Source organism: Duganella sp. AC917 (assembly GCF_979258245.1).
The window spans coordinates 5520431-5543881 of sequence record NZ_OZ409848.1 but is presented as its reverse complement, the minus strand read 5'-3'; the positions used below and the strand labels follow the sequence as shown (position 1 = coordinate 5543881).

At 64.7% G+C, this 23451-nt stretch carries 21 protein-coding genes; 12 read left to right on the top strand and 9 right to left on the bottom strand.

The window, feature by feature from the left end; all coding sequences use genetic code 11:
* Positions 1-181: 181 nt before the first annotated feature.
* The 9 genes from ACZ0BA_RS24305 to ACZ0BA_RS24265 all read left to right on the top strand — a co-directional run bounded on the left by ACZ0BA_RS24305 (position 182) and on the right by ACZ0BA_RS24265 (position 8559).
* Positions 182-1243 (top strand): porin, encoded by a 1062-nt coding sequence (locus ACZ0BA_RS24305; RefSeq protein ID WP_463453714.1) that lies wholly within the window; start codon positions 182-184, stop codon positions 1241-1243.
* A gap of 162 nt (positions 1244-1405) precedes the next feature.
* Positions 1406-2074, top strand: coding sequence for a DUF484 family protein (locus ACZ0BA_RS24300; protein WP_463453713.1), 669 nt, complete (start codon positions 1406-1408; stop codon positions 2072-2074).
* 17 nt (positions 2075-2091) lie between these two features.
* Positions 2092-3027: a tyrosine recombinase XerC gene (locus tag ACZ0BA_RS24295; protein ID WP_463453712.1), complete on the top strand. Its 936-nt coding sequence runs from the start codon at positions 2092-2094 to the stop codon at positions 3025-3027.
* A gap of 162 nt (positions 3028-3189) precedes the next feature.
* A complete protein-coding gene (locus tag ACZ0BA_RS24290) occupies positions 3190-4269 on the top strand; it encodes a CobW family GTP-binding protein (protein WP_463453711.1) in 1080 nt (359 codons plus the stop codon).
* A 112-nt stretch (positions 4270-4381) separates the two neighbouring features.
* Complete coding sequence (gene dksA, locus ACZ0BA_RS24285) at positions 4382-4828, top strand: RNA polymerase-binding protein DksA (protein ID WP_090325594.1); 447 nt, start codon at positions 4382-4384, stop codon at positions 4826-4828.
* A gap of 181 nt (positions 4829-5009) precedes the next feature.
* Positions 5010-6353, top strand: a complete 1344-nt coding sequence (locus ACZ0BA_RS24280; protein ID WP_463453710.1) for an STAS domain-containing protein — start codon at positions 5010-5012, stop codon at positions 6351-6353.
* Positions 6354-6444: 91 nt separating this feature from the next.
* Entirely contained in the window at positions 6445-6987 is a 543-nt protein-coding gene (gene hslV / locus ACZ0BA_RS24275) for an ATP-dependent protease subunit HslV (protein ID WP_463453709.1), read from the top strand.
* Positions 6984-8324, top strand: coding sequence for an ATP-dependent protease ATPase subunit HslU (gene hslU, locus ACZ0BA_RS24270; protein WP_463453708.1), 1341 nt, complete (start codon positions 6984-6986; stop codon positions 8322-8324). Before hslV ends, hslU begins: the two co-directional genes overlap by 4 nt.
* A gap of 28 nt (positions 8325-8352) precedes the next feature.
* Positions 8353-8559, top strand: a complete 207-nt coding sequence (locus tag ACZ0BA_RS24265; RefSeq protein ID WP_463453707.1) for a hypothetical protein — start codon at positions 8353-8355, stop codon at positions 8557-8559.
* Positions 8560-8604: 45 nt separating this feature from the next.
* Here the strand turns inward: ACZ0BA_RS24265 and ACZ0BA_RS24260 are convergent, their stop codons facing one another.
* A complete protein-coding gene (locus ACZ0BA_RS24260) occupies positions 8605-9204 on the bottom strand; it encodes an outer membrane beta-barrel protein (RefSeq protein ID WP_463453706.1) in 600 nt (199 codons plus the stop codon).
* A gap of 165 nt (positions 9205-9369) precedes the next feature.
* Between ACZ0BA_RS24260 and ACZ0BA_RS24255 the strand changes: the two genes are divergently transcribed.
* The 3 genes from ACZ0BA_RS24255 (at position 9370) to ACZ0BA_RS24245 (ending at position 12749) form a co-directional block, all read left to right on the top strand.
* A complete protein-coding gene (locus ACZ0BA_RS24255; protein WP_463453705.1) occupies positions 9370-10116 on the top strand; it encodes a helix-turn-helix domain-containing protein in 747 nt (248 codons plus the stop codon).
* Positions 10117-10359: 243 nt separating this feature from the next.
* The gene (locus ACZ0BA_RS24250; protein ID WP_463453704.1) at positions 10360-11079 is read left to right on the top strand and encodes a hypothetical protein; all 720 of its coding nucleotides are present in this window, start codon (positions 10360-10362) and stop codon (positions 11077-11079) included.
* 38 nt (positions 11080-11117) lie between these two features.
* On the top strand, positions 11118-12749 hold the full coding sequence (locus ACZ0BA_RS24245; protein ID WP_463453703.1) for a methyl-accepting chemotaxis protein: 1632 nt from the start codon (positions 11118-11120) through the stop codon (positions 12747-12749).
* Between the two features lie 19 nt (positions 12750-12768).
* On the opposite strand, the gene ACZ0BA_RS24240 is transcribed toward ACZ0BA_RS24245, so the two are convergent.
* From ACZ0BA_RS24240 to gspL, 8 genes are read right to left on the bottom strand one after another with little or no spacing between them, the layout of a single operon-like run.
* Positions 12769-15039: a patatin-like phospholipase family protein gene (locus ACZ0BA_RS24240; RefSeq protein WP_463453702.1), complete on the bottom strand. Its 2271-nt coding sequence runs from the start codon at positions 15037-15039 to the stop codon at positions 12769-12771.
* A gap of 9 nt (positions 15040-15048) precedes the next feature.
* Positions 15049-15777, bottom strand: coding sequence for a type II secretion system protein N (locus ACZ0BA_RS24235; protein WP_463453701.1), 729 nt, complete (start codon positions 15775-15777; stop codon positions 15049-15051).
* An 11-nt stretch (positions 15778-15788) separates the two neighbouring features.
* A complete protein-coding gene (gspF, locus tag ACZ0BA_RS24230; protein ID WP_090325573.1) occupies positions 15789-17009 on the bottom strand; it encodes a type II secretion system inner membrane protein GspF in 1221 nt (406 codons plus the stop codon).
* A gap of 10 nt (positions 17010-17019) precedes the next feature.
* Positions 17020-18441: a type II secretion system ATPase GspE gene (gene gspE / locus ACZ0BA_RS24225; protein ID WP_463453700.1), complete on the bottom strand. Its 1422-nt coding sequence runs from the start codon at positions 18439-18441 to the stop codon at positions 17020-17022.
* A gap of 14 nt (positions 18442-18455) precedes the next feature.
* A complete protein-coding gene (gspD, locus tag ACZ0BA_RS24220) occupies positions 18456-20771 on the bottom strand; it encodes a type II secretion system secretin GspD (RefSeq protein WP_463453699.1) in 2316 nt (771 codons plus the stop codon).
* Positions 20772-20817: 46 nt separating this feature from the next.
* Positions 20818-21591: a type II secretion system protein N gene (locus ACZ0BA_RS24215; RefSeq protein WP_463453698.1), complete on the bottom strand. Its 774-nt coding sequence runs from the start codon at positions 21589-21591 to the stop codon at positions 20818-20820.
* Positions 21592-21619: 28 nt separating this feature from the next.
* On the bottom strand, positions 21620-22132 hold the full coding sequence (gspM, locus tag ACZ0BA_RS24210; protein ID WP_463453697.1) for a type II secretion system protein GspM: 513 nt from the start codon (positions 22130-22132) through the stop codon (positions 21620-21622).
* A gap of 34 nt (positions 22133-22166) precedes the next feature.
* Positions 22167-23417 (bottom strand): type II secretion system protein GspL, encoded by a 1251-nt coding sequence (gene gspL, locus ACZ0BA_RS24205; RefSeq protein WP_463453696.1) that lies wholly within the window; start codon positions 23415-23417, stop codon positions 22167-22169.
* Positions 23418-23451: the final 34 nt, after the last annotated feature.

Below are 23451 nucleotides of genomic sequence, written 5' to 3'. Positions count from 1 at the left end.
TTTCGAAAATACAACAAGAAGCCGCGATTCCCCCGCTTTTGACACAAACAAGGCGCCATAGCCGACCATTCCAACGCATTTGCCCCGGTGACCCTTTAAGGTTCGATCCAACCGGGAGAGATGAAGCGGCCGGAAAAGCACTAGACCTTTGTACGATTGACTCTAAAAAGGAATAACTCAAATGATCAAAAAATCTTTGGTGACCGTGGCACTCATGGGCGCGTTCGGCGCCGCATCCGCGCAATCGTCCGTCGCCATTTATGGCACTCTGGATGCAGGCCTTTCCAAGCGTACCAACTCCGGCAACACCACCACGATGGTGGGCAAGCGCGACAACAACAAGCTGGGTTTCCGCGGCGTCGAGGACCTGGGCAACGGCCTCAAGGCCCTGTTCCAGCTGGAGATCCGCTATGAGCCGGACACCGGCGTCATCGAAAACACCACCCGTCCGCTGTTCCAGGGCCAGAGCCGGGTCGGCCTGCAAGGCGGCTTCGGCACCGTGCGCATCGGCCGCGGCCTGACCGCGTTCCAGGAAACCAGCACTGCCTTCGAACCGTGGGCAGGTATGCCGGCCACCGCCGGCTACCAGACCGACCTGCAGGTGGCCGGTTACACCAGCGATCCGCTGAGCGCGGCGGGCAACTCGGCCAACCGCTTCTCGAACGCCGTGTTCTATAACACCCCCGTGATCGCCGGCATCTTCCAGCTGAACGCCACCGTGGCCTCCAAGGAAGCCAACAACGGTCCCGTCATCATCGGCCGCGGCACCGCGCTGGCGCCGCAATTCACCGCCAACAGCATGGCCGCCGTGGTGCCGTACTCGCTCAGCGCCACCGCCACCAGCGGCCCGTTCGCCGCTTATGGCGCCTATGAGCGCAACGCCGTCGACACCAAGCTGTGGTCGGTCGGCGCGTCGTTCAAGCCGATCCCGGACTTGAAGCTGATGGGCTCGTACCAAAAGCAGGATCAGGAAGAAAGCGTGTTGATCAATCCTGAAACCAAGGCCTGGCTGATCGGCGCGAACTACACCATCGGCCCGGGCATGATCCGCGCCGGCTATGGCCAGAAGAAACCGGACAACCAGGCCAACAGCCCGAACATCGCCAAGACCAAACAGGTTTCGGTCGGCTACGACTACAACCTGTCGGCCCGCACCTACCTGTACGTGGACGCGGCCCGCAAAAAGATCACCCCTGCCACGACGTTTAATTTCTACAGTCTCGGCATACATCACAACTTCTAAACCTCGCGGTCGGCAAGAACCGCTGGTGTGACGTTGGGGATACGGACAAGGGCGACCTTGTCCGTTTTTTTTCGCGCGGCGCCATGTCGTTTTTCGTTTAGTACAAACCGTTGCGTCGGTTAAAATGTGCCACTGGCCTTAACCCTTGCAGATAGAACACTCATGACCGTCCCATTGGATTCAACACTTGTCGCGCAGTATCTGACAGAACACCCGCACTTCTTCGAAGAACACGCCGACTTGCTTGGTGAAATCAAACTGGCCAGCCCGATCACCGGCCGCGCCGTCTCGCTGCAAGAGCGGCAGATGGAAGTGATGCGCGACAAATACAAGGCGCTGGAACTGCGCATGAGCAATCTGATGCGCCTGGCTTCCGAAAATGAAGCCATCGCCAACAAGTTCCACCGCTGGACCAAGGTGTTGCTGGAGTCCGAGGATGTGGGTTCGATGCCACACTCGGTCGTCAGCGGCCTGAAGTCGGCCTTCGACGTGCCGCAGGTGACCTTGCGCATGTGGGGCACCGAAGCCGAGTACGACGGCGAATGGTTCGTCAAGGGCGTGTCCGAGGACGCGCGCATCTTTGCCAACAGCCTGATGGCGCCGTATTGCGGCACCAACAAGGACTTCGAAGCGGTGCGCTGGCTCGACGACGCCTCCGGCATCACCTCCACCGTGATCATCCCGCTGCGCAAGCCGGGCAACAAGACCGCCTTCGGCCTGCTGATCCTGGGCTCGGCCGATCCGGCCCGCTTCACCTCGTTGATGGCGACCGACTTCCTGGTCCACATCGGCGAAACCTCCAGCACCGCGCTGGCCTGGCTGCTGGCCTAAGGCACGGCCACCACACCATGGGCGCCGAACCGGACAGCAAGCTAGCCTGGATCGACGTCTATCTCGGCTATTTGCGCACCGAGCGCAAGCTGTCGGCGCACACCACCTCCGCCTACGCGCGCGACTTGCAGGAACTGGCCGCGCTGTCGGACGGCCACGAGTGGCCGGCCATCGACCATTTCATGATACGCCGGCTGACCGCCAAACTGCACGCAAAAGACCTCGATCCGCGCTCTATCGCGCGCAAACTGTCCAGTTGGCGCGGATTTTTCGGCTGGCTCGGCGACCGGATCGCGCTGGCGGCCAACCCGGTCCAGGGCGTGCGCGCGCCGAAACGCGCCAAGACGCTGCCGCGCGCGTTGTCGGTCGATGACGCCGTGCATCTGGTGGCGCCGTCGGCGCCGCGCGCCGGCAACGGCGCCGAACCGGCCGACCTGTGCAACCGGGCGATGTTCGAACTGTTGTATTCCAGCGGCCTGCGGGTGTCAGAACTGGCCGGCCTGGACCTGACCGCCGGCAAGGAAGCGCTGGGCTGGGTCGACCTCGACAACCGCGAGGTGATTGTCACCGGCAAGGGCAACAAGCGCCGCGTGGTGCCGGTGGGCGCCGCCGCGCTCGAGGCGCTGGCGGCGTGGATCGCCGTGCGTCCGGCGCCGGTCGACGGCGGCAACGCGTTGTTCGTCAGTACCCGAGGCACCCGCGTGTCGCCGCGCGTCATACAGCAGCGTTTGCAGGCCCATGGCGTGGCCGCCGGCGCCCCGGTGCACGTGCACCCGCACATGTTGCGTCACTCGTTTGCCTCGCACGTGTTGCAATCGTCCGGCGACCTGCGGGCGGTGCAGGAAATGCTGGGACATTCGAGCATCAGTTCGACGCAGGTCTACACGGCGCTCGATTTCCAGCATCTGGCCGAGGTGTACGACAAGGCCCACCCGCGCGCCAAGGTGAAATAGCTGAAATCGCGCCACACGCAACCGTAAAATCCGGGCCGTACTGACACTGCTCAAATGGACCAATTGCTAGCACAATTGAAATTCCGGCATAATCGGCCGATTGCATTTTTGCGATTGAGCCCCATATGGGGTTCCCGTCCACCAGACTCAGGCTGCTAGAACATGGAACTGATCCCCACCACCATCCTGACCGGCTTCCTTGGCGCCGGCAAGACCACGTTGCTGAACCGTATCTTGCAAGAACAGCACGGCATGCGCATCGCCGTCATCGAAAACGAGTTCGGGCAGGAAAACATCGACAACGAAATCCTGGTCCAGGATAGCGGCGAACAAATCGTTGAAATGAACAATGGCTGCATCTGCTGCACCGTCCGTGGTGACCTGATCGTGGCGCTGACCGGCCTGGCGCAAAAGCGCGCGGCCGGCGAGCTGCACTTCGACCGCGTCGTCATCGAGACGACCGGCCTGGCCAATCCGGGCCCGGTGGCGCAGACCTTCTTCGTCGACGAGGAAGTGGGCACTCACTATATGCTCGATGCGGTGGTCACCGTGGTCGACGCCCGCCATGCGATGGACCAGCTGGACCAGCACGAGGAAGCGCAGCGCCAGGTCGGATTCGCCGACAAGATGCTGCTGTCGAAGACCGACCTGGTCACCGAGGACGCGCTGGCCACGCTGACCGCCCGGCTGAAGCGCATCAACCCGCGCGCGCCGATCGGCAAGGCCGACTTCGGCCGCGCCCCGCTGACGGACGTGCTCGACCTCAAGGGCTTCAACCTGAACGACAAGCTGGAGCTGGACCCCGATTTCCTGGCCACCGACCAGGCCCACGACGACGACCACGTGCACGACGAGCACTGCGGCCACGATCACGGACACAACCATGGCCACGAAGGCCACGGTCACGATGGCCACGACCACAACCACCATCACGGCCACCACAGCGACGATATCGCCGCGTTTGTGTTCAAAAGTACACGCCCGTTCGACACCGCCAAGCTCGACGAGTTCCTTGGCGGGCTGGTAAATGTTTATGGGCCTCGCATGCTGCGCTACAAAGGCGTATTGTTGATGCAAGACGCCGATCGCAAGGTGGTGTTCCAGGGCGTGCACCAGATCATGGGCAGCGATCTGGGCGCGAAATGGGGAGAAAACGACGTTCGCGGCAGCAAAATGGTGTTTATAGGTAAAAATCTGCCAAAAGACATCTTTATTAGCGGTTTAGAACAATGTCTGGTATAAACTATCCGGGTTTTGTGGGGATGGCTAATTTGTCACTAATTTGCCACGGTGACTGCCACAAATCCGGGCTGATTAATTTGAAAACTCTGTCGTATCGAAGGTAAGCGAAGTTATGACCAAAACTAATAAATCGACCCCCGCCGCCGCCGACCGCGTCCTGACCGAAGAAGAAATTCTGAAGATGGATGAAAAGGATTACATGAATCCGGCGCAAATGGCATTTTTCAAAGCTAAGCTGCAAGCTCTTGAGAAAGAGCTGCTGAAAAACGCCGGCGAAACCACCGAACACCTGCGCGAAACCGTGCTCGTTCCGGACCCGGCCGACCGCGCCACGATCGAAGAGGAACACGCGCTGGAACTGCGCACCCGCGACCGCGAGCGCAAACTGCTGAAGAAGGTTCAGCAGTCGATCGTCGCCATCGACGGCGGCGACTACGGCTGGTGCGAGGAAACCGGCGAGCCGATCGGCATCCCGCGCCTGATCGCCCGTCCGACCGCCACCTTGTCGCTGGAAGCGCAACAGCGCCGCGAACTGAAACAGAAACTGTACGGCGACTAATCGCGCGGGCCGGCCCCTACGACCGGCCCGTTGCACGCCCGACCAGAAGGCACGCGCTCGCCGCGTGCTTTTTTACGTGCTTTTGCACGCACCCTTCCCATCCGTAATAAGTTCTCCTTGCTCTTCCGCTACACTACGCTGACGCCAGCATTGCACCGGCGCCAATGACAACGAGGCAAGCGTGGGACTGTTTTCGCTATTCAAAAAAACCGATCAGCCGCGCCCGGACCAGGCGCCGGACCCGCTCGGCGACGACGACGACGCGCGCCTGGCCGCCAACAGCGAAACCGCGCGCCAGCACCAGCAGGCGCGCCAGCGCGAGATCGCCCGCGCCACCGCCATGAAAATCGACGCCATCGAATCGGCGATGGCGTTCGACATCTTCAACGAGCCGGAGCCGGCCTGGGGCAGCCGCCCGCCCGCGCGCCGCGCCGGCACCAGCACCCTGACCGGCGCAACCGGCAACCAAGGCGAGCCCGGCACCGGGGCGCTGGCCGACGTCCCGACCACCATGCTGCTAAGCGACGACGACCTGCCGGAGGCGGCCGTGGAGGCGCAGACCGCGCCGGTGGTCGAGGAAATCGCCATCCTCTACGCCAACGGCCAAAGCGCGGCGGCGGAGCAGATGCTGACCGGCAGCTTGGGCGCCGGCCAGGACCGCACCGTCTGGTGGATGCTGTTCGACCTGTACCAGGCCAGCGGCCGGCAGGAGCGCTTCGACAACCTGGCGATCGACTACGTCAGCACCTTCGAAACCTCGCCGCCGTCGTGGAACGCGCAGGCCGAACCGGCGGCGGCCTCGCCCGGCTGGGCCGGCGTGACGCCGACCACCACCTTCAGCGGCGTGCTGGGCGAACCCATCGCCGGCCAGCTCGAGGACCTGCTGCGGCTGGCCGACGACCACCCGGTGCTGCGCCTGGAATTTCACCGCGTCACCGACATCGACGCCCAGGCCTGCTGGCTGCTGCTCGACACGCTGCGGCGGCTGCAGGACCGCCAGCGCGAGCTGATCCTGGTGGGCGCGGCCGAGCTGGCCGCGCAAATCCGCGCCGGCATCGCCATCGGGCGTCCCGACGACACCGAGGCGCCGTGGCTGCTGTTGCTCGAACTGCTGCAACTGCTCAACCGCGAAAAGGAATTCGAGGAAACCGGCATGGACTATTGCGTCACCTTCGAGGTGTCGCCGCCGTCGTTCGCGGCCCCGCACAAGGTGGCGATGGCGCCGGCCCAGCGGGCGCCGTCGTCGCCGGACCGCTACATGCTGCCGCCGGTGATGGAAAGCCAGCTCGGCGCGCTGCTGCCCGCCATCGAGCACTACGCCGGCCAGTATCCGACCATTGTGTTCGATTGCTCGCGCCTGCTGCGCATCGACTATCCGACCGCCATCGGCCTGCACGCCTGCCTGCAACCGCACGCCGCCCAAGGCCGCAAAATCGAATTCCGCGACGTGAACCATCTGGTGACGGCCCTGTTAAGATTACTCGGTTACGGCGATATCGCCCGGCTCTATCCGCATAAGTACTAAGCACAACTCCTGTTTGTACCAACTTGCAATTCCAGTTTCCAGCCCCACTTTTCAGTCTTGAAGCAGCTCGCGTCATTACTCTGAGGTCAATATGGAACAATTTCACGGTACCACCATCCTGTGCGTGCGCCGGGGCAAAGACGTCGCCCTCGGCGGCGACGGCCAGGTCACGCTGGGCAACATCGTCATGAAGGGCACGGCCCGCAAAGTGCGCAAGGTCTACCAGGGCAAGGTCCTGGTCGGCTTTGCCGGCGGCACCGCCGACGCCTTCACCCTGCTCGACCGCTTTGAAGGCAAGCTGGAAAAGCACCAGGGCAACCTGTTGCGCGCCTCGGTCGAGCTGGCCAAGGACTGGCGCACCGACCGCGTGCTGCGCCGCCTGGAGGCGATGCTGCTGGTCGCCGACAGCGAATCGACCCTGGTCATCACCGGCAACGGCGACGTGCTCGAGCCCGAGGACGGCGTCGGCGCCATCGGTTCGGGCGGCACCTATGCCCAGTCCGCCGCGAAGGCGCTGGTGGAAAATACGGAACTGTCGCCCGCCGAGATTGTCAAAAAATCACTGACCATCGCGGGCGAGTTGTGTATCTACACCAACTTGAATCACATCGTTGAAACACTGGAACCAGCATGAACATGACTCCCCATGAAATCGTCGGCGAACTCGACAAGCACGTGGTCGGCCAGGGCAAGGCCAAGAAGGCGGTCGCCATCGCGCTGCGCAACCGCTGGCGACGCCAGCAGGTCGAGGAGCCGCTGCGCCACGAGATCACGCCCAAGAACATCCTGATGATCGGCCCGACCGGCGTCGGCAAGACCGAAATCGCGCGCCGCCTGGCCAAGCTGGCCGACGCGCCGTTCATCAAGATCGAGGCCACCAAGTTCACCGAGGTCGGCTATGTGGGCCGCGACGTCGACACCATCATCCGCGACCTGATCGACATCGGCGTCAAGCAGACCCGTTCGGCCGAGATGGCCAAGGTGCGCGCGCGCGCCGAGGACGCCGCCGAGGACCGCGTGATCGACATCCTGCTGCCGCCGGCGCGCGACTTCGGCTTCCACCAATCGACGCCGTCGGACGCGCCGCCGGCCGGCGACGCCACGCGCCAGACCTTCCGCAAGCGTCTGCGCCAGGGCGAGCTGGACGACAAGGAGATCGAGCTCGATCTGGCCGAGACCGGCCCGCAGATGGAAATCATGGCCCCGCCCGGCATGGAGGAAATGACCGAGCAAATCAAGTCGATGTTTTCCGGCATCGGCGGCGCGCGCAAGAAGGCGCGCAAGGTCAAGATCAAGGAGGCGATGAAGTTCCTGATCGACGAAGAGGCCGCGAAGCTGGTCAACGAGGACGAGATGAAGCAGAAGGCGATCCAGAACGTCGAGCAGAACGGCATCGTGTTCCTCGACGAGATCGACAAGATCGCCTCGCGTTCGGAAGTGGGCGGCGCCGACGTCTCGCGCGCCGGCGTGCAGCGCGACCTGCTGCCGCTGGTCGAGGGCACCACCGTCAACACCAAGTACGGCATGATCCGCACCGACCACATCCTGTTCATCGCGTCCGGCGCCTTCCACCTGGCCAAGCCGTCGGACCTGATTCCGGAGTTGCAGGGCCGCTTCCCGATCCGGGTCGAGCTGGAGTCGCTGTCGATCGCCGATTTCGAGCGCATCCTCACCAGCACCGACGCCTGCCTGACCAAACAGTACGAGGCGCTGCTGGCGACCGAGAACGTCAAGATCGAGTTCTCGCCGGAAGGCATCACCCGTCTGGCGGAGATCGCCTATTCGGTCAACGAGCGCACCGAAAACATCGGCGCGCGGCGCCTGTACACGGTGATGGAAAAGCTGCTGGAGGAACTGTCGTACACCGCCAGCGAGGACAGCGGCAAGGTCATCACGATCGACGCGGCCTACGTCAACGAGCGGCTCGACGCGCTGGCGGTCAACGAAGACCTGTCGCGCTATGTGCTGTAACCGCGTGCTGTAAAAAGGGAGGCTGGCGATGGCGAACAAGGCCTTGTCCACGCGTCAGAAGATGACGATCCGCGTCGAGCCGTCGCAAAAGCCGCCGCGCAACCCGGTGGCGCTGGCGGCCAAGGCGCGTGCCGGCGGCGCCGGTCCGCATGCCAAACCGGCCGCGGCCGAACGCCAGGCCGCCAAGCGCCTGCTGGCCAAGGCCAAGCTGAAGCCGGACCCGGACGAGCAGTAAAAACCGTCGGCGGGCGCCGGTGGTGGCGCCCGCGCTCGGGTAATCCTAGAAGTTATATTTCACGCCGACGCTGACCGTCGCGGGGTCGGTCTTGGTGTAATCCAGCTTGATCGGCATGTAGTTCAGGTCGACTGTGGCGGACATGTTCGGGCTGAGCTTGTAGGCCGCGCCGACGCCGGCGATGACGCCGGCGGTGTCCCTGCTCCAGTTGTAGGAAGGATAGTCCTTCATGTCATAGCCGCTCTTGGTGTGCGTGTACGTCGCGCCCAGCCTGCTTGTCAGCGACCAGTTGTCATTCAGCTTCAACGCGGTGGTCCAGCTCAGGGCCGCACCGTTGGCCCGCGTCTTGATGCCAGGAGCCGCATAGTCGGTACCCAGCCAGTAACCGTCCTGTCTCAACCTGGTCGTGTACAACATCAATTCGAGCGCGTGCACCTGCTGCAAACCAAACGCCGTGCTGCTGCCTATGGTGAGCCTGCCGTACAAGCGGGTCAGCGCGCTGGTGTTGCCGTCGTAGACAACTGCGCCAACGTCGGCGCCTACGTAGCCGGGAGAGACGGGTCCTGCATCGGCCGCCTGGGCACTTGAGATGCTGGCGAGGACGGCAATCATGCCCGCGCACAGGGTTTTGATCATGGTGGACATAGTTTCCTGGAGTGTAGTGGTTCGGGGCGCCGTCCCTTCTGCGAGGGACAGCGGACGCAGTGTGGCCCACATCCGCGCGTTGTCCTATTTGAATGTTCCAGGAACCACTTTTCAGCACAGCAAGTACCGTGCTACGATACCTTTGTTTTTTAAACAAGGGACGCCATGAGCTCACCGGAATTGCTGTTGCAGGTACTGCGGACCCAGATGCGCACCGCCGGCGTCACCTACAAAATGCTCGCCGAGCGCATTGCCATGAGCGAGTCGAGCGTCAAGCGCATGTTCGGTCAGCAAGACATGTCGCTGTCGCGGCTGGCACAGATCTGCAAGGCGGCCGGCGTGGCGATGGAAGACGTGCTGCGCGGCGCCGCCGACGCCACGCCGCAGGCAGACGCGCTCACGCTGACCCAGGAAAAATCGCTGCTGGCGCAGCCGCATCTGCTGCTGATGGCGATCTGCTGCCTCGGCCACTGGACCATCGAGCAGGTGCTGGAAACCTACGACCTGACCGAACCCGAATGCATCATGCTGCTGGCCGAACTGGACCGCCTTGGCGTGATCGAACTCAAGCCGCTGAACCGTTACCGCCTGCGCGTATCGAACGCGTTCCGCTGGCTGCCCGACGGCCCGGTTCAGCAATTTTTCCGCGAGCACGCGGTCAGCGATTATTTTGGCGGCAGCTTCGACGGCGCCGGCGAAACCTTGCTGTGCCTGCCGGCGCGGTTGTCGTTGCCAAGCGCGCAGGAGCTGGTCGGACGCATCCAGCAACTGGCCGGCGAACTGGCGCGGCTGCACCAGGGCGACCGCAAGCTCGCGCCGCACGAGCGCGATGGTTTCACCTTGCTGGTCGGCTTCCGCTCATGGGAATTCGCCGCCTTCACCGCGCTGCGTCGGGCCCAACCAAAGATCTGATCGACGCGGGCAAGCTCTTTCCCACCACAGCCGCCGCTGCTGTCCCTCCGCCCGCGAACAGGCGGCGGAATGTTGCCTCACGCCTACAAAAAGCGACATTTGGTTACCGATCAAATACGCTTCCACCGAAATTTATATAGAACCTGGAACCGATAATGTATCTTCGCTTTATACGAAGTTACATTTCACGTCACTATTATTTACTAATCGAAACCTAAATGAAGTTCGATTGGTTATAGATCCATGTTATATAAAATTTCAGACTTGCTCAAAATAGTCAAGAGTGTCGATTCGCTACCATCGATGCTTTTTGTCGCGGTGCTCATGCACGCGTCACCCGCGTGGGCCGGTCGGCCGCTGGTCACGGAAGATGCCGGCGTATTGGATGCCGGTAGCTGCGAATTAGAAAGCTATATCGCTCGATATAATCGTCCGTACGTCAATCTCCGCTGGATGCAATTGGGTTGTGGGACCGGTTTAAATACGCAGATAAATGCTGGTGCGGGCAGGGAAAATACCGGTTCGAGCCATGCCACCATCGCGGCGACAAGCGGAAAAACTTCGATTCGCAAGCTCACCGCCGAACAATCGGGCATCGCTGTTGCTTATTCAGTACTGGCGGGGGACCACGCCGACCATATGCGGCACGAGTCCACCGAAGTCAAAGCGGTACTGACCGTTCCGCAGCAGCACTGGCTGCTGCATGCGAATATCGGCTTTATACGCGCGCCGTCTTCCACCACCAAAACCACTTGGGCGCTCGCCCTGGAGCACTGCAACGCTATCGGCCCCATCGATCTGATGGGAGAGATATTCGGCGACGACAGGGACGCGCCGACGGCGCAGATCGCCGCGCGCTGGACCGTCATCCCGGGCCGCTTGTTTCTCGATAGCTCATGGGGCGCCCAGTTCAATAGCGCAAAGAGCCGGCAGGCATCCATCGGTTTAAAACTCGCATTTTAAAAATACCCCTTCATTTCAAACAGGACAGGAAACCGCACATGTCTATTAATAATTTCTCCGTCGGCAAGCGCATCGGCATTATTGCTGGAACCGGACTCGTCATAAGCGTAATCATAGGCGCCTTCGCGATCATCCAGCTTAACAACGTCAATGGCGTGGAAATCGATTTGGTGGAGGATGCATTGCCCAGCATGAAAATCATCAATAGCATCAATGACGATATGAATAACATTCGTGAAAACGAACTCAATTATGTTATCGCAAAAAATCCGCAGGAGATCCAGAAAGAAGAAGCCGCCGCGCGCGAATACCGGAACGGGGTAGCCAAGAAAATTGAGGACTACACACGCCGCATCGATAACGACGTGGAGCGCGCCGCATTTGCCGATTTAACCAGGCAGATAGCGCTTTATTATGCCGAGCACGAGAAAACCTTGAGCGCCGCCCGCGCCAATCCCGGACAGGCCGACGCCGCGCTGGCGGCGCAGGCGCGCGACGTGTCCGGCAAAGTCTTCGACGAATTGGGCAACAAGATTGATGCGTTAGCGAAATACAACGACGGCGCGGTCAACGACGTGTACGTGCAGGCGCAGGCAAGCCACGTCACCAGCCTGCGGGCGATCATCGCGCTGCTGGTCGGCGCGCTGGCGTTGGCGGGCGCCTTGACCTGGTGGATCACACGTGGACTGCTCAAACAGCTGGGCGGCGAACCAGCCGAGGTCAGCGACATCGCCGGACGCATCGCCAACTGCGATCTGATGGTGGACGTGCGCGTCAAGGCCGACGATAGCGCCAGCGTGATGTACGCGATGAAGTCGATGCGCGACAGCCTGGTGCAAGTGGTCAGCCAGGTCCGCGCCTGTACCGATTCCATTACCGCCGGCTCGACCGAGATCGCCACCGGCAACCTCGACCTATCGTCCCGCACCGAACAACAGGCCAGCTCGCTGGAAGAGACGGCATCGTCGATGGAAGAGTTGACCAGCACCGTCAAGCAAAACGCCGACAGCGCGCGTCAGGCCAACCAGTTGGCCATCTCGGCGTCCGGCGTCGCGGTCCAGGGCGGCACGGTGGTGGCGCAGGTGGTCGATACCATGGCCTCGATCAACGCTTCGTCGAAGAAGATTGTCGACATCATCGGCGTCATCGACGGCATCGCCTTCCAGACCAACATCCTGGCGCTGAACGCGGCGGTGGAGGCGGCGCGCGCGGGTGAACAAGGGCGCGGCTTCGCGGTCGTGGCGTCGGAAGTGCGCAATCTGGCGCAGCGCTCGGCGGCGGCCGCCAAGGAAATCAAAACGCTGATCAATGATTCCGTCGAGCATGTCGATGCGGGCGCCAAGCTGGTCGACCGGGCCGGCGCGACCATGTCCGACATCGTCGAGTCGATCACCCGCGTGACCGACATCATGTCCGAGATCGCGTCGGCCAGCATCGAGCAGACGGCCGGCATCGAACAGGTCAATATGGCGATTTCAGAGATGGACGGCGTGACCCAGGCCAACGCGGCGCTGGTGGAACAAGCGGCCGCTGCCGCCGGCTCGATGCAGGAGCAGGCGCGCACCTTGTCCGAAGTGGTCGGCGTATTCAAGCTAGACGATGGCGGCGGCGCCGCGCAGCGGCCGGGCAAGCCGTCGGCGGCCTCGCGTGAAAGGCTGCTGTTGTCCTAACCGTTGTGCCGCCGCACAGTCACCAGATCGGTCCCAGGAACAGATACAGACTGCTGTCGCCCGACTTGGTGGCGCCGCTGCCGAAATACAGCGGCCCAAAGCGCGTGTCAACGGCAACGAAGCCGCTGGCCGCCTGCTTCAGCGATCCCAGCTTGAGCGGGTTGTCCGGCCCGTAGGCGGCGCCCGTCTCCAGCGAAAAGCCGAGCCGCACGTCGCCGCCCAGCGCGGTCGGCATGACGCCGATGCGTTTGGCCATGACCACCCGCCCGAGCACCGTGCGGCTGCCCAGGACCGAATCGTTGGTGGTGCCCGACAGCCGCAGGAAGCCGCCGAGGGTCGATTGCGAGGCGCCGCCCTGGTTGCGCGCCCATTCGCCATACACGTGCCCGGCCCAGCTGCCGAAGCTGAACGCTTTAAGCGCCTGCACGCTTTGCCGCGTCGGCACCGGGCCGTCGCGTCCGCGCGTCATCAGCCGCTGCAATTCCATGCTGAACAGCGTCCCGCGCGTCGGGAAGGCCACCGTATCCAGGCTGTCGATATTGAACGACAACGCGCCGAAGTTTTGCGATTCGCGCACCTCGGTCGGGTCGTGCGGGATGGTCTGCTGGGACGTGACCGTCTGCCGCACCGCCGTGTAGCGCAGATCGCCCCAGTTGCCGAACTGGCGGCCCAGCGCCACCGACACGCTCTTGGCCTTGTAGCCGACACGCGACTGGCGAAAGCCCGAGGCATCGAACACGTTGAACGCCGACGAGCCGTACTGCAGCTCGGGCGCCACATACCATGGCGACCCCGCCCCCAGCGGCTGCCACCACTGCGTGCCGATGACGCGCTCGGTGCCCACCCGCGCGACCGTGCGCAACTCCGCGCCCCAGTCGTTGAGCGAGGACAGCACATGCATGACCTTCAGCTCGAAAGCATTGTTGTCGGTGAAGTCGCTGTTCAATTCCAGGCCCACGCGCAGGCGGCTGCGCGCCCAGTCGGCCTCGGTTGGCTTGATCAGCACGCTGCGGCCGTCCTGGTCGTCGCGAATCTCGGTCTCCACCCGCGCCAGGTCGCCGCGCCCGAACAGCTGGTTGCCGGCGCGCTGCGCCTGTTCGCTGGTGATCATCTGGCCCACCTTGAGCCCGGATTGCACCGCCAGCGCCTGCGGGTTGATGCGTCCGCTCGGCGCCACCTCCAGTTTGGCCAGCCGCACCGGCTGGTCGATCGGCACCGGCGCCGACAGGCGGTTGGTTTCATAGGCGGCGTACTGCGCCTCGGGCAGCGCCAGGCGCACCAGCTTGTCGCTCATCGCGCGCACCGCCGCCTCGCCTTCCTTCATCGCGCGGTCGTGGCTGCCGAAATCGAGGAAGCCGATGCCGCCCAGGTCGGGCGCCAGCAAAATGTCGCCGGGCGCGAGCTCCTTGAGCGAGCGCTGGACATTCTGCTCGGTGAGGATCTGCAGCATCTGCTGCGCGACGCTGACCGCGCTGACCAATTCCTTTTCCTGCGCCAGCGGGGTGCCGACGTTGACCGCGATGATGATGTCGGCGCCCATCTCGCGCGCCACGTCGACCGGCAGGTTGCGCACCAGGCCGCCGTCGACCAGCAGGCGCTGGTTCACGCGCACCGGCGCAAACACGCCCGGCACCGCCAGCGAGGCGCGCATCGCCAGGAACAGCGGCGTGTCGCGCAGCTCGACCAGCTCGCCGGTGACCAGGTCCGAGGCGACCGAGCGGAACGGCAGTTGCAGCAGATCGACCGGCTTGTCGCGCGCGCCGTGCGGCAGCACCTGCGTCAGCGCCAGTTCCAGCGCCTCGTTGCCGGCGGCGGCCGGCGGCAAGGTCACGCCGTCCAGGCGCGCGCCCAGCTCGATGCGCGAAGGCAGCAGCAAATCCTCCTCACGGCGGCGGTAGGCCAGTTGGTCGCGCGGCGGACGGTCCGCCACCACCGCGTTCCAGTCGGTGCGGCGCACCAGTTGCTCCAGCTGCTCGACCGAACTGCCGGCGGCGAAGGCGCCGCCGACCACGCTGCCCATGCTGGTGCCGACGACGAAATCGACCGGAATGCGCAACTCCTGTAACGCGCGCAGCACGCCGATGTGGGCGAAGCCGCGCGCGCCGCCGCCGGACAACACCAGCGCGATCTTCGGGCGCGACTTGGCCTCGGCGGGCGGCGCCGGAGCGATGGCGGGCGCCACCGAGGCGGCATTAGGATGGACCGGCGTCTGCGCCGACGCGCCCAGGCAGGCGATGGACAAGAAAAAGCCGCAGCAAACAGCTGCGGCCAGGGAGCGGGCAATAACCATAAGCCTCTCTTATTGTTGACGGTCGAAGCCGGGAACGGGCGCGATGGTGGTCGATGAGGTGCTGGAGCGCGGCGGATTCTGCATCCGCTGCTGCTGTTGCTGCATTTGCTGTTGCTGTTGCTGCTGTTGCAATTGCTGCTGTTGTTGTTGCTGTAATTGTTGCTGCTGCGGGGTCTGCATCGACGGCGGCGGTTGCATGGCCGGCGCTGGTTGCATCGCCGGGGCCGGCGCGGGCGTCGGCGGCTGTGGGGTCACCTGAACACCCTGCTGCGCCGCTGGCCCGGACTGATACGGCTGGCCACCGGCCGGCCCCGGCGAACTGCTGGAACCGGCGTCGCTCGGCAAATCGATGCGCGTGACGGCGCCGCCCTCGGACAGCAGCACATACTTCGGATGCACTTCCTTAATCGTCACGCCCGGCGCCACTTCCTTGCCGATGCCCAGTGCCAGCGCCGGTTTGTTGTCGACGGCCAGGATGGCGGCGCTGCCGACACCGCCCGAGGCGACCACGCCCTTGAGCTGGTAATTGCTGGCGGCGGCGACCGAGATCTGGCCGCCGAACAGCCCCTTGGCGGCGTCCAGGTTGAGCGCCACCGGCGGTGGCGGCGGTGGCGCGGCGATGGCGCGCTGCGGCGGCTTGAACAACTGCAGGCCCCAATACGCCAGCGACACCGACAGCAGCACCACGGCCAGCACGCTACCGATCAGTGGCAAACGCTTTAAAGATTCATGCTTCATAACTTCCCTTGTCAGCGTACCAGCTGATTGATTTCGATGATAGGCATCAGCACGGCCAGCACGATCAGCAACACCACCACGCCCATCGCCAGGATCAGCGCCGGTTCCAGCAGGCCGGCGATGGTCAGCGTGCGCCGCTCCAGGTCGGCCTCCTGCGCCGAGGCCGCGCGGTCCAGCATGGCCGGCAGCTCGCCGGTGATCTCGCCGGCGCGGATCATATGGATCAACATGGGCGGAAAATGCTTTTGCGCCGACAGCGAGCGCGCCAGGCTCACACCCTCGCGCACGGCGTCGCTGGCCTCTTCCACCAGTTCCTTCATGGCGACATTGGATAAGGTATCGCGGCTGGTTTCCAGCGCGCGCAAAATCGGCACGCCGGAGCCGGTGGTGATCGCCAGCGTGCTGGCGAAGCGCGCCGTGTTCAGGCTGCGTTCGAACTTGCCGTACAGCGGCGCCGTCAGCAGCCAGGTGTGCCAGCGGCGTTTGAGCGCGGGATTTTGCAGCGCCCGGCGCCACATGAACCACGCGCCCACCAGCAGGATCGCCACCACGATGCCGTAGTTGCGCACGAAGTCGGACACGGCCAGCATGATAATGGTCAGCACCGGCAGCTTTTGCTTGGTGTTGGCGAACACCGAGACGATCTGCGGCACCACATAGGTCAGCAAGAAGATGACGATCGAGAACGCCACCACGGTGACGATGGCCGGATAGGTGAACGCCAGCCGCACCTTTTGCACCAGCGCGTTGCGGCGCTCGATGTAGTCGGCCAGGCGCGAGAGCACCCGCGACAGCTGGCCGATCTGCTCGCCCGAGGCCACCAGCGCCCGGTAGATCTCGGCGAAGTCGCGCGGATGGCGTCCCAGCACGTCCGACAGCGCGGCGCCGCCGATGACCTCCGAACGGATCGAGGCGATCAGGTCGCGCATGTACGGCCGCTCGGCCTGCTCCAGCAGCGCCGTGAAGGCTTGTTCCAGCGGCAGGCCGGCTTCGAGCAGGCTGGCCAGCTGGCGCGTGAACAGCGCCAGCTCGGTGGTCGACAGCCGCTCGCCGAAGCCGCGACTCTTGGCCACGCCGGCGGCGTCGATCTGCGCGGCGATGGCGTCGACCTTCAGCGGCACCAGTCCCAGGGTGCGCAGCTCGGAGCGCGCCGAACGGGCGCTGTCGGAATTGAGCACACCTTTTTTGGTGGCGCCGCCGGCGTCGACGGCTTCATAGCGGAATGCGGGCATCGTCTTCGGCCTAGTCTTTGGTCACGCGCAGCAACTCGGCCTGCGTGGTGATGCCGGCCGCCAGCCAGCGTTCGCCGTCGTCGCGCATCGTGTGCATGCCGCTGCCGATGGCGGCGGCCTTCACTTCGGCCTCCGAGGCGCGGTTGTGGATCTGGGCGCGGATCTGCTCCGTCGTCTCGAGGAATTCGTAGACGCCGACGCGGCCCTGGTAACCGGTGTGGCCGCAATGCTCGCAGCCGACCGCGTGCCACAGCTGGCCGTCAAAACTCTTGCAGTGGCCGCACAGTTTGCGCACCAGCCGCTGCGCCAGCACGCCCAGCAACGACGACGACAGCAGGAACGGTTCGATCCCCATGTCCAGCAGGCGTGTGACGGCGGCGGCGGCGTCGTTGGTGTGCAGGGTCGCCAGCACCAGGTGGCCGGTCAGCGAGGCCTGCACGGCGATCTGCGCCGTTTCCAGGTCGCGGATCTCGCCGATCATGATCACGTCCGGGTCCTGGCGCAAAATCGCGCGCAGCGCCTTGGCGAAGGTCATGTCGATGCGCGGGTTGACCTGGGTCTGGCCGACGCCGTTCAGGTCGTACTCGATCGGGTCTTCCACCGTCATGATGTTGGTGGTGGCCGCGTTCAGCAGCGACAGCGCCGCGTACAGGGTGGTGGTCTTGCCCGAGCCGGTCGGCCCGGTCACCAGCACGATGCCGTGCGGCTGGTTGATCAGCGCGTCGAACTTGGGCAGCATGGTCTCGCTCATGCCCAGGTGGTTCAGGTCGAGGCGGCCCGCTTCCTTGTCCAGCAGACGCAGCACGGCCCGCTCGCCATGGCCGGTCGGCAAGGTCGAGACGCGCACGTCGACCGGCTTGCCGCCGATGCGCAGGGTGATGCGGCCGTCCTGCGGCAGGCGCTTCTCGGCGATGTCGAGCTGCGCCATGATCTTGATACGCGAGATCAGCGAGCCGTGGATCGCCTTGCGCGGACGCACGATGTCGCGCAGCGAACCGTCGACGCGGAAACGCACTACCGAGGTTTGCTCGAACGGCTCGATGTGGATGTCGGAGGCGCTGTCGCGCAGCGCCTGCGTCAGCAGCGCGTTGATCATGCGGATCACGGGCGCGTCGTCGGACGATTCGAGCAAGTCCTCGATGGCCGGCACGTCCTGCAACAGCTTGGTCAGGTCGAGCTCGGCGTCGAACTCGTCGGCCACCATCGAGGCGTTGCCGCCTGCGCTGGCGTAGGCGGTGGCGATGGCGGTCTCGAGGTCGGCGCGCGTCATGCTCTTGAGCTGAATGCGGCCGAAGCGGCGCGACACCTCGGCAATGGCGGCCGGCGCCGTGGCGCCGCACACCATGACGTCCACCGTGTGCTCGGCGGCGTCGCTTTGCTGCGCCAGCACGACGAAGTCGCGGGCGAAGGCGTAAGGTAAAAGATTACTCATGGCTGTGGCTTATCTCACTGCTGGGGTTGCTGCTGCTGTTGCTGCTGTTGCTGTGGTTGCGGCTGCACATTGTCGGCGCGGCCGGGCACGCGTGGAATCGGCGCCGGCGGAATCGGTTTGGCGACCACGCCGCCACCGCTCAGCACGCCGTTCTGCAGCGCCGGCAACACCGGCTGGCCCAGGTCCTCGACCAGCACGCTTTGCGGCGGCTTGATCGCCTCTTGCGACGAACGCATGTAGTCGTAGCGGTCGGTCGCCAGGCTGGTGCTCTGCTCCTGGTTACGGATCACGACCGGGCGCAGGAACACCATCAGGTTGGTCTTCTTGCGGCTGCGCGTCTGGTACTTGAACAAGTTGCCGATGATGGGAATGTCGCCCAGGCCGCGCGTCTTGTCGGTGCTGTCGCCCTCGGTGTCCTCGATCAGGCCGCCAAGCACGATGATCTGGCCGTCGTCGGCGATCACGTTGTTCTCGATCACGCGCTTGTTGATGGTGATGCCGGCGGTGGCCGTCAACGTCGATTTGTCGACGCTGGAGGTCTCGTGATAGATCGCCAGCTTGATGGTGCCGCCTTCGGAAATCTGCGGGCGCACTTTCAACGTCAGGCCCACTTCCTTGCGGTCGATGGTCTGGAACGGGTTGCTGTTGGTGCCGGACGTGGTGGTGAACTGGCCGGTCAGGATCGGCACGTTCTGGCCGACCGAGATCGTCGCCAGCTCGTTGTCGAGCGTGATCATGTTCGGCGTCGACAGCACGTTGGCATTGCCGTCGGACTCCAGCGAGCGCGCCAGCAGGCCCAGGCCGAGACCGCCGGCGACCTGCTTGAACAGGCCCACCGTCAGGCCGGAGCCGGGCAGCGTCGGCGTGGTGGTCGATGTCGAGCCGTTGAGCAAGGACAGGGCGACATTGCCGATGTTGTTGTTGCTGCCGCCGATCGACGATTGCTGCAGGCCGCCGAGCCGGTACTTGCTGTCCGCATTGCCGGTGGCGCCCAGCCACTGCACGCCGAATTCGGACGCCTTGTCGGACGTCACTTCGACGATCAGCGATTCGATATAGACCTGCGCGCGGCGCACGTCGAGCTGGTCGATGACGGCGCGCAAGTTGCGGTACACCGATTCCGGCGCCGTGATGATCAGCGTATTGGTGGTGGCGTCGGCCTGGATATAGCCGGCCTGGCCGCCGCCGCCCTGCTGTTGCTGCGAATTGTTGTTGCCCGTCAGCAGAGGATTGGTCGGGCCGCTGCTGCCGCCGCTGGCCGAGCTGCCGTTGCTGGAGCCACCGAAGCTGCCGGTGTTGCTGCTCTGGCCGCCCATGCCCTGGTTGCCCTGGCCGCTGCCGGTGCCGTTGCCCGTGCCGCCCTGCTGGTTGGTCGACGAGGTGTCGCCCGACACCAGCGCGCGCAGCGTCTGCGCCAGCTTGGTCGCCTCGGCGTTCTTCAGGTAGACCACGTGGACGTTGCCCAGTTCCTGGGTCGGCTGGTCGAGCTTGGCGATCAGCGACTTGGCCAGGTTGGAGCGGGCCGCCGACGGAGCGCGCAGGATCAGCGAATTGGTGCGTGGATCGGCCAGCACGCTGACCCGGCCGGCCTCACCGCCGCCGGCGCCCGGTGCGCCAGTGCCGCCGCCCGCGTCCATCAGCTTGTTGACCATCGAGGCCAGATCGCTGGCGATGGCGTAGCGCACCGGAATCACGTCGAGGTCGGCCACGGCCGGCGCGTCGAGCGCGGAGATGATCTTGGCCAGTCGCTTCAGGTTGTCGGCGTAGTCGGTGATCACCACCGTGTTGTTGCCCGGATTGGCGTTGATGGTGTTGTTGGGCGAAATCAGCGGACGCAGCACGGTGACGACGTTGCCGGCCGATTCGTAGTTCAGGTGGAAGATCTGGCTGACGATCTGGTCGCCCTTGATCTGCGTCGGCGCCGAGCCGATCTGGGTCGGACCCGATTGCAGCTTGGCGTCCGCCTCCGGCACCACCTTGGCGTAGCCGTCGCCGCTGACGACGGCGTAGCCTTGCAGGCGCAGCGCCGAGGTCAGCAGGCTGAACGCCTGCGACTTGCTGATCGATTTTTCCGACACCAGGGTGATCGTGCCCTTGACGCGCGGATCGATGACAAAGGTGATGTTGGTGTAGTGGCCGACCGCCTTGATCACCGACTCGATGTCGGCGCCGACAAAGTTCAGCGCGGCGTCATCGGCGGCGGCCTGGGCCAGGGTCGGCCACAGCAGCCCGGTGGCCGGCACGGCGGCGAGCGCACAGCACAGCATCGCACCCGCGCTCAGGCGGCGCAGCGCGGGAAGATTGGAGTTGCTCACGGACTGTTTTTTCATTGTCTGAACTTTGTATCTAGTGTTGGGACGAAAAATTTAATTATCACTAACGGACCTCCAGCGCGATGACGTTGCGGTCGCTGCCGGGACGGCGCTGGCCTAGCAAATTCAACAGATTGGCCAGCGTCTCCTCGTGGCCCTTTGCGGCCTCCGCCTGCCCGGAAAACTGCAGACGGCCATTATTCAGGTTGCCGCGACCGCTCAGCAACAGCGGTCCCTTGACGGAATCGAGCGTCAAGGCGGCCTGCTGGCCGCGCCAGTCGAGCGCCAGCGTGTAGCTGCCCAACGGGCTGACCGGCGCCAGCCGCGACGACATGTCCGTCATCTCCAGCGTGGTGCGGCCGTTGACGGCGATCTGACGGTCCTGCAGCGCCAGCTCCAGCGCGGTCCACGACAGGCGCATGGTGCCGCTCGGCGCCAGCGTGTTGAGCGGCGCGCCCAGCCCGGCCAGGCCCTGCGCCGGCAACAGCAGCGCCGACGGACTCAGCTGCCATTGCGACCAGCTGCCGCGGAAGGTCACCGGCTGCGCCAGCGCCTCGCTGTTTTCCAGCCGCAGATCGACCATGCCGACCAGCGCCAGCGGCGAGATGCGCCAGCTGAAACGCCCCGGCAGCAACGGCGTGACCGGCCGGTTGCCGCCCGCCGCGCCGCCGATGAAGGCCGAGCCGCGCCACAGCGTACCTTGCGCGTCGCCAAGGGTCAGACGCCCGCCGGTGCGCTGTTCGACAATCGAACCGAGCCAGGTGGCAGGAAAAAATACCGCCAATGTGACCAGCACGCTGAGCGCAATGGTCAGCAACCATAGCACGGCGCGCTTCATGCATGTCCTTTTTGCGCAAGCCGCATGCTCATCGCGCGCCCTGGCGCAAAGTCAGCGTGGCGTTGACCATGCCGGCCGTGTCCTGGGCCGTGAAATTGGCGTCCTGCACGGCGACCCGGCTTTCGGTGCGCACCGCGTCCAGCCAGGCGACGATGCCGGCGAACGCCACGTTGTTGAGCTGCACCTTGGCGTACTCGCCGGTGATGTTGACCGACTGCGCCGTCAGGCCGCGCGCGGCCAGGCTGGCGGTCAGGCTGTCGCGCGTCATCGGCGTCGGCTCGATGGTGTTCTGGCCGCGCAAGGCGGCCGCTTCCAGCGCCATCGCCTGCAACTCGGCGGCCTGTTGGCGCAGCACCGGCAACTCTTTGCTCAGTTTCTCGCGCCCCTCGAGCGCCGGCGACAGCAACACGCCGTAGAACAGCGCCAGCACGACCACGACGCCGCCGATGGCCAGCAAGCGGCGCTCCTGTTCGGTACGCGCCAGCCAGAAGGCCGACGCCCGGGCGCGGTAGTCCTGTATCGTTTGATCGAGTTTGCTCATGCCGTTGTGCTCATGGTTCTATTTATCGTGATGCTCATGGTTTGGCCGCGCCGGTGCTGGCGACGCGGATTTGCCAGGTGCCGGGATTGGCTTCGGTCAATTCCAGCTTGCGCGCCTGCAGCGCGGCGCGGATTTGCGTCATCGCGGCGGCGTCGACGGTATTAGGTTTGACCTTGGCCTGCAGAGCGCGTTCCCTATAATCCAGGCTGGCGATCACATCGCGCTTGGGCAACACGCTCAGCGCCTCGGCCAGATTGGCGCTCATGGCGATGAAGCCGTCCGGCGCTGCCTGGCCGTCGTCGGCCTTGGCCAGCGAAATGTTCTTGCGCATTTGCGCGACCGGATCGAGGATCACGGTTTCCTTCGGATACGCCGCCCTGAAGGTTTGCATCATGGCCAGGCGCACCTCGTTGGCTTCGCGCTTGAGGCGCATCCATTCGACGTTGAGCCCCACCACGTTGACCAGCAGCGCCAGCGCGGCGATGCGCAGCGGCCAGCGCCAGCGCTGCCACTCGCGCGCCGAGGCGCCGGCCGCGCCCAGCGCCGGCGCCAGGTCCAGCCCGGCCGAACGCGATGCCGCGACCCAATGTTGCCAGTGGTCCTCGGCCAGGCTGACGCCGTGCGGCGCCGTGGCCACGTCGGCCATCAGCGGCTCGAATTGCTTCATTTGCTCCGGCGACAGGTACAGGGTGACCGGCTCGTCGCCCGCCATCGCGCGCAGGGTGTGCAGCGCCGCCACCGGCTCGGCCGGCAGCGCCAGGCCCATGCCGTCGTATTGCGAGCGGCGCAGGATCAGCTCGTAGCCGGCCTCGCCCAGGCTCAGCGCGGCCGAGACCGATCCCGGCTGGAACGGCAGGCACAACTGCATCGGCAGCACCGAGACGCTGTGCGCGCCCTGCGCCAGCAGCGCCTTGACCAGCACCTCGAGCCAGGCGCGCTGCACCACGGCGACGGTGCGCACGCCGTCGGCGTCGGCCGCGCCGGCGGCCAGCACGCAATCGGCCGTGTCGCCCAGCACTTGTTCCTCGACCAGCGCCGGCAACGCCGCCTTCAGGCGCGCGGCCGACAGCGGCGGCGCCTTCACGCGCAGCAAGGTCGCGTCCGAGGCGGCCAGCATCAGCACCACCTTGCGCGAGGCGGCGATCAAGTCCCCCAGGTTGCCCAGCGGCGACGTGCCCTGCCGCTCCAGATGGCCGCCGTCGCCGACCAGCGCGAACGGGCAGGTCTGGGCGGCGCCGCTGTCGACGCTGGCCTTGGCCGGATAGCGGATAAATAATGTACTCAAAGGGTCTCGCTTTCGTTGATCGCTCTACATTACT